Origin of the sequence: Paraburkholderia sp. HP33-1 (assembly GCF_021390595.1) — a bacterium.
Classification (GTDB): domain Bacteria; phylum Pseudomonadota; class Gammaproteobacteria; order Burkholderiales; family Burkholderiaceae; genus Paraburkholderia.
The window spans coordinates 516,074-529,937 of record NZ_JAJEJR010000002.1 but is presented as its reverse complement, the minus strand read 5'-3'; the positions used below and the strand labels follow the sequence as shown (position 1 = coordinate 529,937).

Sequence of the window (13,864 nt, the reverse complement as noted above, 5' to 3'; positions counted from 1 at the left end):
TGATCTGCTTTTAAAAGTTGGTTCTGGAATCGGTGCCGTCAGGACCAATCATCGTGACGTCAAAAGGCGTGGAGGCGAGGCGCGCGTACTGTGAGCATGAGTGCGCCACAAGTCGTCGAGGATGCCGTACGTGATGGTTTCGGCAACGGCGGGTCTGCGGGTTCGTCTCATGCTTGAGGGCGTTACGGCGCGATGACCGTTCGCGCCGCATCGGCTGAGGTGAACCGACAGTGAAGCGCTAACCGGTCACGCCGCAAGAAAGCGTCGGTTCGGTATCGGCGGGCCTGAGCGCATGCAGCACCTCGATCTGCCGCAACTTCTCCTGCAGGCGATACCAGCGGCGGTGTTGCCCAGCGGCAAGCCTCGCCGTGCCAATCTCATTGACACGCGCGCGCCAGTACGACAACGGGATGCGGTCGGCCGCAGAAATGCGCGTGATCACCTGTTCCAGGTGCGCTATTTCTTTCTCGATGTAGTGATGGTCCATCCACGGCCCCCGTTGCACTGCGTGTTGTGATTTATCATCTGCGACCGGCCGCAGTGTAAGTCCCGCGGATGCGTGCCTTCAATCCCTGAAACCTGGTAACGTGGTGGCGTCTACCAGATTCCAGGTATGGCCCGGGCGCCACGTGCGTGTCATGTTCTTGTGTTCGGCGTTGCGTAGCCCGGCGGCGCTACCTCGGGTTTCGTTGCGGGTTCCATCAACTTTCCGTTTTCCGCATTCAGGTAATGTCCCAGCCTCTTTCACTGTTTCAGGAGCCGGTGCTGCCCGGTCCGGTCGCCATCGTGGAAGACGAGCCGATGATGCAGTTGCGCCTGCGCGCAATCCTCACGACGCTCGGCTACACCGACGACGCTTTGTCGTTCGCCGCGAGCATCGCGGAGGCTCAGGCTATGTTCGACGAGCAGCCGTTCGCGCTCGCGCTCGTCGACGTCGGGCTTCCGGACGGCAACGGCATCGACCTGATCCGTGCGCTGCATCAACGGGACGCCGCACTGCCCCTTTTGGTAATCTCCGCGTGGAGCACCGAGCAAGTGATCGTCTCGGCGTTGCAGGCCGGCGCGACCGGCTATCTGCTGAAAGAGCGCGACGACGTGGAGATCTCGCTGTCGGTGCGCAGCGCGCTACGGGGTGGCGCGCCGATCGACCCGTTCATTGCGAAACGTATTCTCGAGCTGCTCGGCGCCGCCGGCAGGAAGCCGCCCGGCCACGAGGGTCCGCAGGCGGCAGAGGCGCTGCTGACTCGGCGCGAGGCTGAAATCCTGACCTTCGTCAGCAAGGGGCTGACCAATCAGGAAATTTCCAGTTTGCTTTCCTTGTCCAGGCTGACGGTCGAATGTCACATCAAGAATATCTACAAGAAACTGGCGGTCAACTCGCGCACCCAGGCCGTGTTCGAAGCGCGTTCGCGTGGCTTGTTGCCCTGATCGTCGTCATCGGCCTGCTGCATCACGGCGCGGCACGTGCCGCGCCGGTGCCGCCGCCCGCAGCAGAAACCGACGCCATTTCAAGTCTGCATGTCGAAGCGGCGCGCTCGGACTGGCAAGCGCAAGTGCCGCCGCAGGATGGCTGGACCGCGGTGACCCTGCCGGATATCTGGACCCAGCGATGGCCGCATTTCGACGGCGTTGTCTGGTATCGCGTGAGGTGGAACCAGACGCCGGGATCGCACCCGGCCGCTGTTGCTCTCGACTATCTCAACATGGCCGGCGAGATCTGGCTGAACGGCGCGCTGCTGCGCCGCGACGAGCACCTCGCCGAGCCGATCAGCCGGATGTGGAATACGCCGTGGTATCGCGTGCTGTCTACGAGGGAACTGCAGCCTGGCGAGAACACGCTGCTGGTCCGCGTATCCGGCCTCTCTGCCTACCAGCCCGGTCTCGGCCCGCTGACGATCGGCGCTCCGGGCGTCGTGTGGGACATCTACCGGCACGCGCGGCTCGTGCGTCAAGATCTGCAGCTTTTCAGCCTTGCCGTGACCGCGACGCTCGGCTGCTTCTTCCTTGCTCTGTGGTCGATGCGACCCAGGGAGAGCGCCTACGGGTGGTTCGCGATCCTTTCGCTCACGTGGTGGTGCTGGGCCGTCGACGAGATCGTGACGACCACCTGGCCGTTCGCATCGAACGACATGTGGGAGGCGGCCGACGCGCTTCTCTTCTATGTCTTCTGCGTGTCCTTTTCGATTTTCGTGCTGCGCTTTTGCGATCGCCGCGCACCGCGCATCGAGCGCGTGCTGTGGCTCAGCGTGGCTGTGGGCGTCGCAGCGGTCGTCGCGCTGCCGCAAGCGCAACTGGTGACGCTGCGCATTGCGCTGATTCCCGCGGCGGCGTCGATATTTTTCGCGAGCTGCTTCACGTTCCTGTGGCTGGCCGCGAAAAGCCGGCGCACCGACCACCGGATCCTGTCGGTGTGTATCGTGATCTTCATCGCGGCCGGTATCCACGATCTGCTGACGGTGTTCAGCGTGCTGCGCGACAACCACTACTACACGGCATTCACGTCGCAGTTCCTGATGGTCGGCATGGCGTTCGTGCTCGCGTGGCATTTCGTTGCGAACGTGCGTCGCATCGAGCGTTTCAACGACGAGCTCACGGAACGGATCGACGCAGCGCGCGCCGACCTCGCGACCACGCTGCAGCGCCAGCATGAGCTCGAAGTCGTGAACGCGCGGCTCGGAGAACGGCTCGATCTCGCGCACGATCTGCACGACGGGCTCGGCGGCACGCTCGTCAGCAGCATCGCGATGCTCGAGCATACGCCCGAGAGCATTGCGCCGGGGCGCGTCTTGTCGATCCTCAAGGAGCTACGCGACGATTTGCGCATCATCATCGACACCGCATCGAGCCGTCAGCACGGCGAGCGTGCACTGGACGACCTGATCGCACCGCTGCGGCACAGGATGATGCGTCTGTTCGAAGGACGTGACATCGAGTGTGCGTGGCACGTGTCGGGGCTCGAGACCATCGGGCTCACCGCTTCGCAGAATCTCGACGTGCTGCGCGTGCTGCAGGAGAGCCTGACCAACGTGCTCAAGCACAGCGGCGCGACGCGCGTGCGGATCGATCTGCGCCATCTCGACGGCTCGCTGCAGCTCGTCGTGGAAGACAACGGCGCGGGTTTCGATCCTGCCGCGGCCGAGGTGCGCCGCGGCCTTGGCATACGCAGTATGCAGACGCGTGCTGCGCGGCTCGGTGGCAACCTGACCGTCCGCTCGACCGGAGGCGGGACGGTGTTGACGCTCGCCGTCGAGATCCGGCCATCGGCTGTGGCGGCCGAGTGTGTATAGGGTCGGCACCACCGGATTTACTTTGTCCTCAATCCCGACTCATGCGTCGACGCATCGCTCATCGCTTCTGATAGGTGCCGATTAGTTCCGTGTGTGCTATTACGTGCCCCTGCATAGCCTTTTCAAGCGCCGCCTTGCTGGGCCTTTTCAAATCGGGCAGTACAGTGTCAAGCGCATACAGCTTGTGGAAATAACGATGGCGTCCCACGGGCGGGCACGGGCCACCGTAAGCGGCACGCTTGAAGTCATTGATGCCTTCGAGCGTACCGCCCGGCAAAGCCTGCGCAGCAGCGCCATCGGGCAGCCGGGTTGCCGTGGGCGGGATGTTGTAGAGCACCCAATGTACCCAGGTCATTCTCGGCGCGGCCGGGTCCGGCGCGTCAGGGTCGTCGACGATCAGCGCCAGGCTTTTTGTGTTCGCGGGCACGCCGGACCACTCGAGCGGCGGCGACACATCAGCGCCTTGGCAGGTGTGCTGCGCGGGAATCTCTCCGTTCTGCCGGAAAGCTTGCGAGGTTAGGCTCAGGGTCATGGTGCGCTCCTCGGCAACAACGATGGATGGCTGTCGTTGATAAGTATCGCGCACGCGTCGCGCAAGTGCGATAAGCAGGAGAGCCATTGCCGATGAATGTAAGTTCCGACATTTCGCACGAGGCCCCGTTGGAATGCGGGGCGTTTCATTTTGCAATGTCGCATCAATGTTCGTGCCGGTGCAACCAACCCATATGGTACAAATCGAGCCACTGGGCCATCGCCTGTGCAGGGTGATCGCCCCTGTAACGTCGTGCCGCCATGAATCCGGTGACCAACAAGATTGCGAAGCCTACGAAGTGGCGTGCGGCGCCAGCGCGCCGCCGACGCGGAGCGCTGGCGTCCCAACTCGACCCGGGACGGACAGTCGGAAATACGTAGGTCAGTGGCAACTTTCGAGTAGGGAGCGGACAGCTGACCGCCTTGGCTGGCTCACTGCGGAATGTTCCCTCATACCGTCAGAACGTATAGGGAAGCTTCTTCTACAGTCTGAAGAACGAGCGGATGCGCAGCAAGAGATATCGTAGGATTGCGAGGCCGTGGCGGGCTTGTTCGAATACATTGAAATGGTTGATAACCGCAGTCGTCGTCATCCATCGCCGCTTCACGTCGCCCACTCAGTTTATACACGACTGGCCCGCGGTTCGGCGGGCTCAAGGATACGCCTGCATCACCGGGGACCGTCTGGGCGGCGAAAAACCGAGGGAACCTCAGGTGAGGCGATCTTCCTGCAGAGCACCTCACGATGCCAGTATCGCTCAATAGCCACGCGCCGTTTCTTAACAAAGCAGTCTGTGTCGATACTGGCGGGGCGTTGCTATAACCCAGTGCCTGCGTCTAAACGAATAAAGATAATGGATCGAAGTTGGAAGCGTACTAGACTATTCGATGTGAGAAGAGCGTTGAAATTGAGTCCGTGCCTTTCTCAGTTGTTAATTAACGGAGCGCGTCATGTCGAAAATTGGATCTGCGCTAGCCGCGATTTCTGGATTGGCAATCCTCGTGGCATGTACGACTGGTGGTTCGATGAGCGACAGTGTCACGCCGTCATCAACCGCGGCTCAGTCGTCGGAAGCAGTGCCGCCAGCGGTGGCGACGACTGCGCAGACGCAGGGGACAAGCGCGACACGTGTGCTTGACGCGGACTCACAAGCGGCCTTGTCTAGCCTTGCATCAACCCATCCCCAGATGGACGCCTTGGCCCACAAAGCGAAGGCAGTGTTGATATTTCCAAATGTGGTGCGGGCCGGCTTTCTTGCCGGGGTTTCGCATGGGAGTGGCGAATTAATCGAGAGCGGCAAGGTCACGGGATATTACGCCACGACGTCGGTATCCTACGGTCTCCAGGCAGGCGCGCAGCAATACGCATATTTAATGCTTTTCATGACTGATGCCGCGCTAAGTAGTCTAAAAACGAGTAGTGATTTCGAGATCGGCGTCGGACCAACGGTAGTCGTGGTAGATGAGGGAACCGCAAAAAACCTTAACACCGCGACGGCGCAGTCGGATGTCTACGCAATGATTTTCAACCAGCAGGGCTTGATGGCCGGAACAGCGCTGCGAGGAACAAAGATCTCTCGTATCAGTCCATGACGGTTAGGAAGACGAAGAGGTCGTCGCGACCGTTGGACCGGCGTTATTCGCGCCTTTCCATTCATTCAGGGTAATGGTGCGGCTTTCGGTGTCAACGGCGGGAGGGCATGACGTCGCGCCGAACTCTCGTGCCCGCAATGTCTGGTCGAGTACGGCAAGTGGCTCGCGCATCGGGCTAAATGAGACTCTTACCAGTCCGTCAAGTGGTGTGTTCATTTCAACTCAGGGAGATGGCAATCAATGTTGACAGTTTTGGTCCAGGAACGACGAGATAGCGTGCGACCGTCTCCCTGCTTGGATATCGGACCAGAGTCGCATTGTGCTTCATCCGAGTGGCGCGCAGACTTGACCAAGGGTGGCCGCGGCAGCCATGTGGGTTCGCAATCCGCTGACAAATGACACAAGCGAGCCGGCGCCATATTCCGGCCTGTTCGCGACCTGGTGATCTCGGCTCCCCTCGTCTCGTGCGCAGATCCCGGTGCCTCCACGCCGACGACTGAATGAGACGTTGAGTAGGGACGCGGACGGGCGCGCGCTCCGCACCTCTGCCGCGCCCGTGAACTCCTGAGTCAGACTAATGACAATGCGCAGCGCGTCCATTCGTCGAATGTCTGGAAGTCGACGAGCAGATGAACGGTGCAGACAACAAGATATGTAAGTATTAGTTGCGTACATCGATTGGCAACCTGACGCTCAATGTTTTCTTCGAGATTGGCGCGAATCAGGAACTCACGCAGGTGCACGTGCAGAATCGTGTGCCCTTCGCGTTGCCACAACCGCCGCAGCCGGGTCACTCCCACGGCATTCACGCCCAGAAGGGGTCGAACGCATTCATTGTTGTACAGGTACCGCAATGACTCACGGGAAACTCATCGCCTGTCACGAATGCGATCTCCTGCAGCGCGAGGTGACCGTGCCCGAGCGCGGAGCGTTGCGATGCCGGCGCTGCAACGCCGAGCTTTACCGCGAACTCCCCGACAGTCTCGACAGGGCGCTCGCGTTTTCTCTCGCCGCGGTTGTGCTCTTCGCGGTGTCCAACCTCTATCCGATCGTCGGCCTGTCGGTCAGTGGGAACGTCGTCGAAACGACGCTGCTAGGCGCCGTGAGCGTGCTGTATCTGGACGGGAAATGGCCCATCGCGGCGCTGGTATTTGCGACCACGGTCCTGATGCCGATCTTGCAGACCGTGTGCATGCTTTGGTTGCTGATACCCCTCAAGTTCAACCATGTGCCGTGGGGCGGTCCGGCCTTATTCCGGCTTTGCCACCTGTGCCAGCCGTGGGGAATGACCGAGGTGCTGATCCTCGGCCTGCTGGTCGCGCTCGTGAAGTTGTCCGCTATCGCGGGCGTAGTCGTGGGCCCTGCGTTGTGGTCGTTCGGAACCCTGATGTTCGTGCTGGCGGCGGCTGGTTCGGCTTTCGATACACGCAACCTGTGGTCGCGCGTCGCTGCCGTCGAGCACACCGGCCCAGATCCGGAACTGGACGAGGTGTCGCTGCGAGGCGCGGTTACCGCCGCGCAATGCGGCCTCGCGCTGTGTCACGATTGCGGACTGCTCGCGAGCGTGCCGGCTCATGCTCACGCGTTCAACTGTCAACGCTGTGGTTCGGCCATGCATCTGCGCAAGCCCGCCAGCCTGTCGCGCACATGGGCGTTCCTGATTGCCGCGATGGTGATGTACCTCCCGGCCAACATGTTGCCCGTGATGTACACGAATTCCCTCTTCGGGACCGAGAACGACACGATTCTCTCCGGTGTCGTCTATCTGTGGACATCGGGATCGTGGCCGCTCGCGATCGTCGTGTTCATCGCGAGTATCGCAGTACCCATGCTCAAGATCGTCGCACTCGGATACCTGACGATCTCCACACAGATGCACTCGCGCTGGTACGCCGCCGAGCGCACACGCATCTATCGGATGGTCGAGTTCGTGGGACGCTGGTCGATGCTCGACATCTACGTGATCACGATGCTCGTCGCGCTCGTGCAGTTCCAGGCGCTGGCGACGATCCAGGCCGGTAACGCGGCGATCGCATTCGGCGCTGTGGTGGTGCTGACGATGTTCGCGGCGATGGCGTTCGATCCCCGCCTGATATGGGACGAAATGGAGCGAGATCATGCCAGAACTGGAGAAAAAGCCTGATTTCCCCGACGCCGATGCGGTGCCGCGATCACGCTGGCGCCTGCAGGTCGTGTGGCTCGTACCTATTCTCGCGGTCCTGATCGGGGGATGGCTCGCTATCAAGGCGGTCGTCGAGAAGGGACCGACGATTACCATCAGCTTCATGACCGCTGACGGTCTCGAGGCGGGCAAGACGAAAATCAAGTTCAAGAACGTCGATATCGGGCTCGTCAAGACCGTCACGCTCACGCCGGACCACGAACGGGTCATCGCGACCGCCGACATCAACAAGAATGCGACGAACATGCTCGTCGACAGCACGCGCTTCTGGGTCGTGCGCCCTCGCATATCGGGCGGCTCGGTGTCCGGTATCAGCACGCTGCTGTCCGGCTCGTACATCGAGATGGATGCCGGAAAATCGAAGGCCGAACGTCGCGACTTCGTCGGCCTCGAGGTGCCCCCGGTGATCGCGAGCGGTGTGCCAGGGCGCGAATTCATTCTGAAAAGCACCAATATGGGCTCGCTCGACGTCGGTTCGCCGGTCTATTTCCGCAGGCTTCAGGTCGGACAGATCTCCGGCTACAAGCTCGATCCGGATGGGCATGGTGTGACGCTGCGGGTCTTCATCAACGCGCCGTACGACAACTTCGTGCTTGCGGACACGCGCTTCTGGCACGCGAGCGGTGTGGACGTCACACTCAGCTCGAATGGCATTCAGGTCAACACACAGTCGCTCGTGTCGATCATGATCGGCGGCATCGCATTCGAGTCGGCGCCGAACTCGCTCGACCAGCAGGTCGCTGCGAACGAGTCGACCTTCACCTTGTTCCCGGATCGGGCTGACGCGATGAAGGCGCACTATCACATCGTCGCCAAATTCGCTGCCGACTTCACCGAATCGGTCAGAGGATTGACCGTGGGCGCACCGATAGACTTCCGCGGCATCGTGGTTGGCGAAGTGACCGCGATCTATACACACTACGATCCCAAGACCGACCGGTTCACCATTCCGGTGGAAATAGAGCTGTATCCAGAGTTGTTCACATCGCGCTACGAGACCAACGGCGGCGGCCGCCTGACCAACGACCCTCACGATCTGGCGGATCGCCTTGTCGCAAGGGGACTGCGTGTCCAGCTCAGAACGGGCAATCTGCTGACCGGGCAACTCTACCTGGCCATCGACTTCTTTCCCGACGCGCCCAAAGCCACTGTCAACTGGGCGTCGTCGCCTCCCACACTTCCGAGCATTCCCGGTAACCTGCAGAGGCTGCAAGACAACGTCACGCAACTGCTGGCAAAGCTGAACACGATTCCGTTCGATGCAATTGGCAAGAACACGCGGCAGACGCTGGCGAGCGCGACGACGCTGCTCAATGATCTCGACACCGGGGTCGTCCCGCAGGCGCAGGGCACGCTAGCCGCGGCCCATACCGCGCTCGACTCGGCCAACAACGTGTTGCAGCCGGACTCCGCCCTGCAGCAAAACGCGAGCGACATGGTGCAGGAGCTTTCGCGCACTGCGACGGCCTTCCGTACGCTCGCCGACTATCTGGAGCGACATCCGGAGGCGTTGATTCGCGGCAAGCAGCAGGAGACCCACCCGTGACACGTGCCCTTGCGCCCCTCGTGATTGCCCTTCTGGCGATGTGGCTCGGCGGCTGCAGCAGTTCACCGGCCTCCAGCTTCTACCGCTTGAAGCCGGACGCGACACTCACCACCATGGGCGCTGCGGCGCCGCTGAATGTCGTCGTCAACCCGGTCACGATTCCCGCCCTGGTCGACCGGCCGCAGATCGTCGCCAGTCTTCCCGGCAACGAGGTGCGGCCTGAAGAGTTTCAGCGCTGGGCGGAACCGCTGAAGGGCAATATCCAGCGAACGATCGCGGGAGATCTCGCGGCGCTGCTCGGCACCGAGCATGTCACCGTGTATGAGGCGGTTTCGAGCGGCTTCCCGACGTGGCGAGTGCGCGTCGACATCATGCAATTCGATTCGGTACCGGGAAAGGCAGCAACGATCGACGCACAGTGGACGATCTGGCCTCCGGGAAAGGCGACACCGATCGTCGGGCACACGCTCGCGCAAGAGCCTGCGCAAGCGCAGGCCTACGACGCGCTTGTCGCCGCTCACGACCGTGCACTAGGATCCGTAAGCCGTGATATTGCGGCGGCGATCCTGAAAAACCTATCGCGATGACTGGCGCGGGCGCGGCGGCATTCGCGTTATCAAGGTCAAACATGGAATCATCCACCGGGGATCGTCTCCGCTACGACGGCCCGAACGACTCTCCTTCCCGAGTTTTTATCTTGCCGCACCCCCTTTGTAGCTTCAACCTAACGGGAGATCGGGTGCTGCGCTAGCCAACATTCCGCACGTCGAGCGACTCTTCACACCCGGAAAGGCACCGGATGCCTGGCGCATCGGTAGCATCTGCCGATGCCTGAAAGCGAGCGGACGGCGCGATTCACCGCGGCTTCGGTTCGACGGGCGGATCGGCGCGATAGCCGCCGCCCAGTGCCTTCGTCAACGCAATCTCCTGACTGAGCATCTGGCCGTTGAGCGTGAGCAGCGCGACCTTTTCCGCGATCACAGGCTGGCGCGCTTCGAGCGCCGCGAGCTCGCTCGTCAGTCCACGTTGGTAATAGGCCTCGACGCTATCCCGCGTGAACGCGGCCATGTCGATCCGTTGGGTGGCGGCTATCCTCAAGGTCCTGCGGGTAGCGCTAACAGGGCCAGCCAACAGCCCTCCTCCAATGACCTGAACCGAGAAATGCAGAATCGACAGCGAGGTGCAGTCTGGAGCCAACGCCGCTCTTTCTCGCTGTGATGGTCAGTGCGAAGTGGGGATAACCCGGTACCGTGGGCGGTTAAGCAGTTGTATCCGCTGGCCGGACCGGACAAGGGAGGACTGGGCGGCGACACCGGAGCGTTGAGTATGTTGAACCAGGCGTCGGTCAGTTGCCGCTCATTGCCCCAATTGGCGGGGTTTGTGCACGCGGTGGCGGTAGAGCAGAACAGTGCGAGATAGTCGGTGCCCTCGAAGCCGGCAGGTGTGTTCGTGTCGTGACGAAAGTCGTAGTAGGTCGCCGCGATCCTATTGCCGTCGCCCGACGCCACCACCGCAGGGATGAAAGCCTGCTGACGGCGGAGGTTCGTCGCGTTCGCCGGCGTCTTGTTGACCAGCGGCGGGCGGCGCCCCGTTCTTCAAGTTTAATTTCACCGGCCCGAGTTTCTTCTCGTTGACCGGGCCACGACAACCCTGAGCATGCGCGCTGCGCAATTGGGGGAAGAGGAGTCCATCGCATTGTTCATGGCCGATGACAGCCGTCTCCAAGCCGCCTCCCCCGAAATCCGCGAAGCCCCCACAAAAAAAACCGCGGATGGCTTGTCGGCCCTCCGCGGTATCGATCGTTTGGAACGCCTCGCGTGCGTTACTTCTTCTGCTGAAGAAGCGACTTCAGCTCCTGCACGTTCTCCTCGACGCGTTTCGCAATCACCGCATACGACTCCGCCTGCGTCTGATACGCCGCTTGCGCGAGCTGCTGCATGTCGGCAAGCGCCTTGTGCAGGCTCTGCTGGATAAGCTCCGCGGTTTTGCTCGACGGTGTGGCGCCGGCCGCCGTGAGCTGCGCCGTCAGCGACTGTAGCTCGCCCATCGTGGCGCGGAGCATGTCGGCCTGTTTCTGCGCGAGCGACTGCATCCCCTGGAATGCGGTCTGATTCGCCTGAACCAGCGCTTCCATGTCCTTGCGGCGCGCTTCCATGATGGCGGGCACGTCGAAGCCAGGGAGCTTGAACTGCTCCAGCATTTTGGTGAGATCGCCAAACGGATTGGCTGCTTCAGGTCGGTCCATGCGAAATCCTCCTTGCGGTTGAAGACTCATCGCCTCTGCGCCGCCCGGGTAAGGCGCGACGCCGATGCCGGCGGCGGCGTGTGCCGCGCGCGCCGCCACGGCGAGGTGGTTTTGGGGTCGCACGGCACGTCGGACCAATCATGCGCTATCCGGCCGCGTTGCGCCAGTGGGCTCGCCCTGGCGCGAAAGCGCTGCCATGACGTGCCTCGTTTCGACGACTGCGCCACGCGCCGCGCAAGACTCGGTAAGTTACTGAATGGCGTCTGTAACCCGCCGGCTCAGGGTGTCGACTATCGTTTGAAAGGAGCCGGCCCACCGTGGCGCCGGTGCTGTTTTCGATGGGAGCGACATCATGAGAAAAGCATTCTTCAGAGCGGCCGTGGCCGCGGTTCTTGGCATCATCGCGACGGCCGCGCTCGCCGACGACGGCATGCCGCCGCCCCCACCCTCCGCTCTGCACGGTGGCGGCCCGCGCGGCGACGGCCCGCCGGGGCATGGTCCGATGATGGACCACATGAGCCCGACCTTCGCGGTGATCAATGATCTCGAGCAACTGCGCCGTCTGTATGCGCTGAGTGGCCATCAAGGCGAGATCGTCGCGATCTACCACGACGTGTTGAACAAGACTCAGGACCCGATGCTGCGTCACTACGTATACGACTCGCTGGCGCGCGAGCAGCTGAAGCCCGCGAATCCCGAGCAGGCAATCGCGACACTGCGCACGAGTCTCGCCGAGGATCTCGCGACGGTGAACAAGGCGCCGCATGTCGTGCCCCCGGGTCAGCCGCCTGCGCAACCGCAATAATTTTCCATCGCGAATTGCGAACGAAGAGAAGCGTCGCGCCACCGGGCGCTTTTTTTACGCCGAAGCGGGCGGGCGCGCCCGGCGAACCGGCCAGCCGGTTCCGCTCGCCGACCACTGGAAGCGCTCACGCAGCCCCGCCCCGCGCGGCTTTCCGGGACTGCGTGGGCTGTCCCACATTGGCGCTTCACTCGCGCTTTTCATCTTCCGTCAGGAGATTACGATAAGGGCTTCGCAACATCAGGCCGGGGTGAAAGAATGCGCTATCCGATGGACATGGCCATTGCCGCCGCCCTGCTCGTGTTAGTCCTGTGCTGCATCGTCACGCTCGCTCTGAGCTGATCGGCGGCCCGACGTTCGCGTCGTCCCGCCCACGCCCTCTCCTTCGTCGCACTCCCTCGCTGTTTCGCAGCGCATGACGCCGCTCGCGCCCGCACTTCGCGCCTTCATTTCGCCGTGACATCACTCGAAATAATTGTTGAATGGAGTTCGGCGGGCGACTCACCCATACTTCGTTCGCTGCCGGTGCGTGACGAAACACAGACGCATGAGATCGAAAGGCTTCACGTGCGAATCCCTTCGCCGATGATCGACGATCCCACGGTTGCCCGATCATCGGCGATGGACTCGAACAGACTGGCACCGCGTGCCGACGACAGGATCATCATGTTGACTTCAGTGAACTTCATCAAAAAGAACGCCGCCCGTTTCACCTGCATCGCACTCGTCTGCGGCGGCGCGCTGCTGAGCGGCTGCGCTGGCGCCAGCGTCACGAATCTGAGCGCAGCGAGCACGTCCGCGAGCGCCGGCGCAGGCACGCAATCGACGATGCATCCGGACACGATCTACGTGTACACGTTCGATGCCGATCCGCAGCAGGTCAAGCTCGACAACGGCGGCATGCTGAAGAAGCTGAAAACGCAGATGTCGGGTTCGTCGGACGCGCAGAAGCAGGTTGCGGATGCCGCCCAGGTGCGCGAACAGGTCGCCGACGAGATCGTCCATCAGCTACAGGCGAAGGGTCTGCACGCGGTGCGCACTGACGCGCCGGTGCCCGCCGACCAGAACGTGCTGCTCGTGCAAGGCAGCTTCGAGACGATCGACGCAGGCAATCGCCGCCGTCGCACGCTGATCGGCCTCGGCGCGGGCAAGAGCGAGGTGAGCAGCTCGGTGCAGCTCGTCTACCAGCCCGCGGGAGGCGCGCCGCGCGTCGTGCAGAGCTTCACGGCCAACGCGGACAGCGGCAAGATGCCGGGCATGGCCGAAACCGCCGGGGTCGGCGCGGCGGCCGGCACCGTCGCGACTGCGGCCGCGGCGGGCGCGGGCCTGCATGGTGTGGCCGAAACGAAGCGCGCGAGCGTGTCGGACGACGCGAAGCACCTCGGCGATGCCGTCGCGAAGCAGATCGCGCGGTTTGGTGTCGAAGCCGGCTGGATGCAGGCCACGCAGAAGAGCTAAGCGGTTGAGCGGGGCCGGCTGCGAGCCCGGTCAGATAGCGCAGCGGCGTGGAACAGTCTCCACGCCGCTTCGTGTTACTCGACAGGCGGCTCACCTTCGGGTTTTTTCTTGAGCCGCTGCTGATCGTCGTCGCGCGGCGGTAGCTTGCTTTTTTCGTTATCGCTGTGCTTGACGGGCTGGGGATGCCTGAACTGCTCCTCGACGTCTTTCATGGTGTGCC

At 62.3% G+C, this 13,864-nt stretch carries 13 protein-coding genes; 8 read left to right on the top strand and 5 right to left on the bottom strand.

Annotated elements, in window-relative coordinates; all coding sequences use genetic code 11:
- Positions 1–238: 238 nt before the first annotated feature.
- Positions 239–487 (bottom strand): hypothetical protein, encoded by a 249-nt coding sequence (locus L0U81_RS18450; protein ID WP_233804974.1) that lies wholly within the window; start codon positions 485–487, stop codon positions 239–241.
- 242 nt (positions 488–729) lie between these two features.
- Here L0U81_RS18450 and L0U81_RS18445 point away from each other — a divergent pair, with 242 nt between their 5' ends.
- Positions 730–1,428 carry a response regulator transcription factor gene (locus L0U81_RS18445; RefSeq protein ID WP_233804973.1) on the top strand — a complete coding sequence of 233 codons (699 nt, stop codon included), beginning with the start codon at positions 730–732 and terminating at the stop codon, positions 1,426–1,428.
- Positions 1,338–3,287 carry a sensor histidine kinase gene (locus L0U81_RS18440; RefSeq protein WP_233804972.1) on the top strand — a complete coding sequence of 650 codons (1,950 nt, stop codon included), beginning with the start codon at positions 1,338–1,340 and terminating at the stop codon, positions 3,285–3,287. The genes L0U81_RS18445 and L0U81_RS18440 overlap by 91 nt, the downstream gene beginning before the upstream one ends.
- Before the next feature lie 58 nt (positions 3,288–3,345).
- Here L0U81_RS18440 and L0U81_RS18435 read toward each other — a convergent pair whose 3' ends face one another.
- Positions 3,346–3,819 carry a YbhB/YbcL family Raf kinase inhibitor-like protein gene (locus L0U81_RS18435; RefSeq protein WP_233804971.1) on the bottom strand — a complete coding sequence of 158 codons (474 nt, stop codon included), beginning with the start codon at positions 3,817–3,819 and terminating at the stop codon, positions 3,346–3,348.
- A gap of 950 nt (positions 3,820–4,769) precedes the next feature.
- Between L0U81_RS18435 and L0U81_RS18430 the strand changes: the two genes are divergently transcribed.
- From L0U81_RS18430 to L0U81_RS18415, 4 genes are all read left to right on the top strand, one after another.
- Positions 4,770–5,411: a YSC84-related protein gene (locus tag L0U81_RS18430; protein WP_233804970.1), complete on the top strand. Its 642-nt coding sequence runs from the start codon at positions 4,770–4,772 to the stop codon at positions 5,409–5,411.
- A gap of 853 nt (positions 5,412–6,264) precedes the next feature.
- Positions 6,265–7,554: a paraquat-inducible protein A gene (locus L0U81_RS18425; protein ID WP_233804969.1), complete on the top strand. Its 1,290-nt coding sequence runs from the start codon at positions 6,265–6,267 to the stop codon at positions 7,552–7,554.
- Positions 7,529–9,139 carry a PqiB family protein gene (locus tag L0U81_RS18420; RefSeq protein WP_233804968.1) on the top strand — a complete coding sequence of 537 codons (1,611 nt, stop codon included), beginning with the start codon at positions 7,529–7,531 and terminating at the stop codon, positions 9,137–9,139. The genes L0U81_RS18425 and L0U81_RS18420 overlap by 26 nt, the downstream gene beginning before the upstream one ends.
- Complete coding sequence (locus L0U81_RS18415; RefSeq protein WP_233804967.1) at positions 9,136–9,726, top strand: PqiC family protein; 591 nt, start codon at positions 9,136–9,138, stop codon at positions 9,724–9,726. Before L0U81_RS18420 ends, L0U81_RS18415 begins: the two co-directional genes overlap by 4 nt.
- A 268-nt stretch (positions 9,727–9,994) precedes the next feature.
- On the opposite strand, the gene L0U81_RS18410 is transcribed toward L0U81_RS18415, so the two are convergent.
- A complete protein-coding gene (locus L0U81_RS18410) occupies positions 9,995–10,270 on the bottom strand; it encodes a hypothetical protein (protein ID WP_326489838.1) in 276 nt (91 codons plus the stop codon).
- A gap of 691 nt (positions 10,271–10,961) precedes the next feature.
- Positions 10,962–11,384 (bottom strand): phasin family protein, encoded by a 423-nt coding sequence (gene phaP / locus L0U81_RS18405; protein WP_233804966.1) that lies wholly within the window; start codon positions 11,382–11,384, stop codon positions 10,962–10,964.
- Between the two features lie 352 nt (positions 11,385–11,736).
- Here phaP and L0U81_RS18400 point away from each other — a divergent pair, with 352 nt between their 5' ends.
- Both L0U81_RS18400 and L0U81_RS18395 read left to right on the top strand, forming a co-directional pair.
- Positions 11,737–12,189: a hypothetical protein gene (locus L0U81_RS18400; RefSeq protein ID WP_233804965.1), complete on the top strand. Its 453-nt coding sequence runs from the start codon at positions 11,737–11,739 to the stop codon at positions 12,187–12,189.
- Between the two features lie 663 nt (positions 12,190–12,852).
- Positions 12,853–13,644, top strand: coding sequence for a DUF4410 domain-containing protein (locus L0U81_RS18395; RefSeq protein WP_233804964.1), 792 nt, complete (start codon positions 12,853–12,855; stop codon positions 13,642–13,644).
- A 74-nt stretch (positions 13,645–13,718) separates the two neighbouring features.
- On the opposite strand, the gene L0U81_RS18390 is transcribed toward L0U81_RS18395, so the two are convergent.
- Positions 13,719–13,856, bottom strand: a complete 138-nt coding sequence (locus L0U81_RS18390) for a hypothetical protein (protein WP_233804963.1) — start codon at positions 13,854–13,856, stop codon at positions 13,719–13,721.
- Positions 13,857–13,864: the final 8 nt, after the last annotated feature.

Bases quoted from the DNA above. Each gene is read 5' to 3' on its own strand.
- L0U81_RS18420 (WP_233804968.1), top strand. From the start codon at position 7,529: ATGCCAGAACTGGAGAAAAAGCCTGATTTCCCCGACGCCGATGCGGTG.
- L0U81_RS18425 (WP_233804969.1), top strand. From the start codon at position 6,265: ATGACTCACGGGAAACTCATCGCCTGTCACGAATGCGATCTCCTGCAG.
- L0U81_RS18430 (WP_233804970.1), top strand. From the start codon at position 4,770: ATGTCGAAAATTGGATCTGCGCTAGCCGCGATTTCTGGATTGGCAATC.
- L0U81_RS18390 (WP_233804963.1), bottom strand. From the start codon at position 13,856: ATGAAAGACGTCGAGGAGCAGTTCAGGCATCCCCAGCCCGTCAAGCAC.
- L0U81_RS18445 (WP_233804973.1), top strand. From the start codon at position 730: ATGTCCCAGCCTCTTTCACTGTTTCAGGAGCCGGTGCTGCCCGGTCCG.
- L0U81_RS18440 (WP_233804972.1), top strand. From the start codon at position 1,338: ATGTCACATCAAGAATATCTACAAGAAACTGGCGGTCAACTCGCGCAC.
- phaP (WP_233804966.1), bottom strand. From the start codon at position 11,384: ATGGACCGACCTGAAGCAGCCAATCCGTTTGGCGATCTCACCAAAATG.
- L0U81_RS18435 (WP_233804971.1), bottom strand. From the start codon at position 3,819: ATGACCCTGAGCCTAACCTCGCAAGCTTTCCGGCAGAACGGAGAGATT.
- L0U81_RS18395 (WP_233804964.1), top strand. From the start codon at position 12,853: ATGTTGACTTCAGTGAACTTCATCAAAAAGAACGCCGCCCGTTTCACC.
- L0U81_RS18450 (WP_233804974.1), bottom strand. From the start codon at position 487: ATGGACCATCACTACATCGAGAAAGAAATAGCGCACCTGGAACAGGTG.
- L0U81_RS18400 (WP_233804965.1), top strand. From the start codon at position 11,737: ATGAGAAAAGCATTCTTCAGAGCGGCCGTGGCCGCGGTTCTTGGCATC.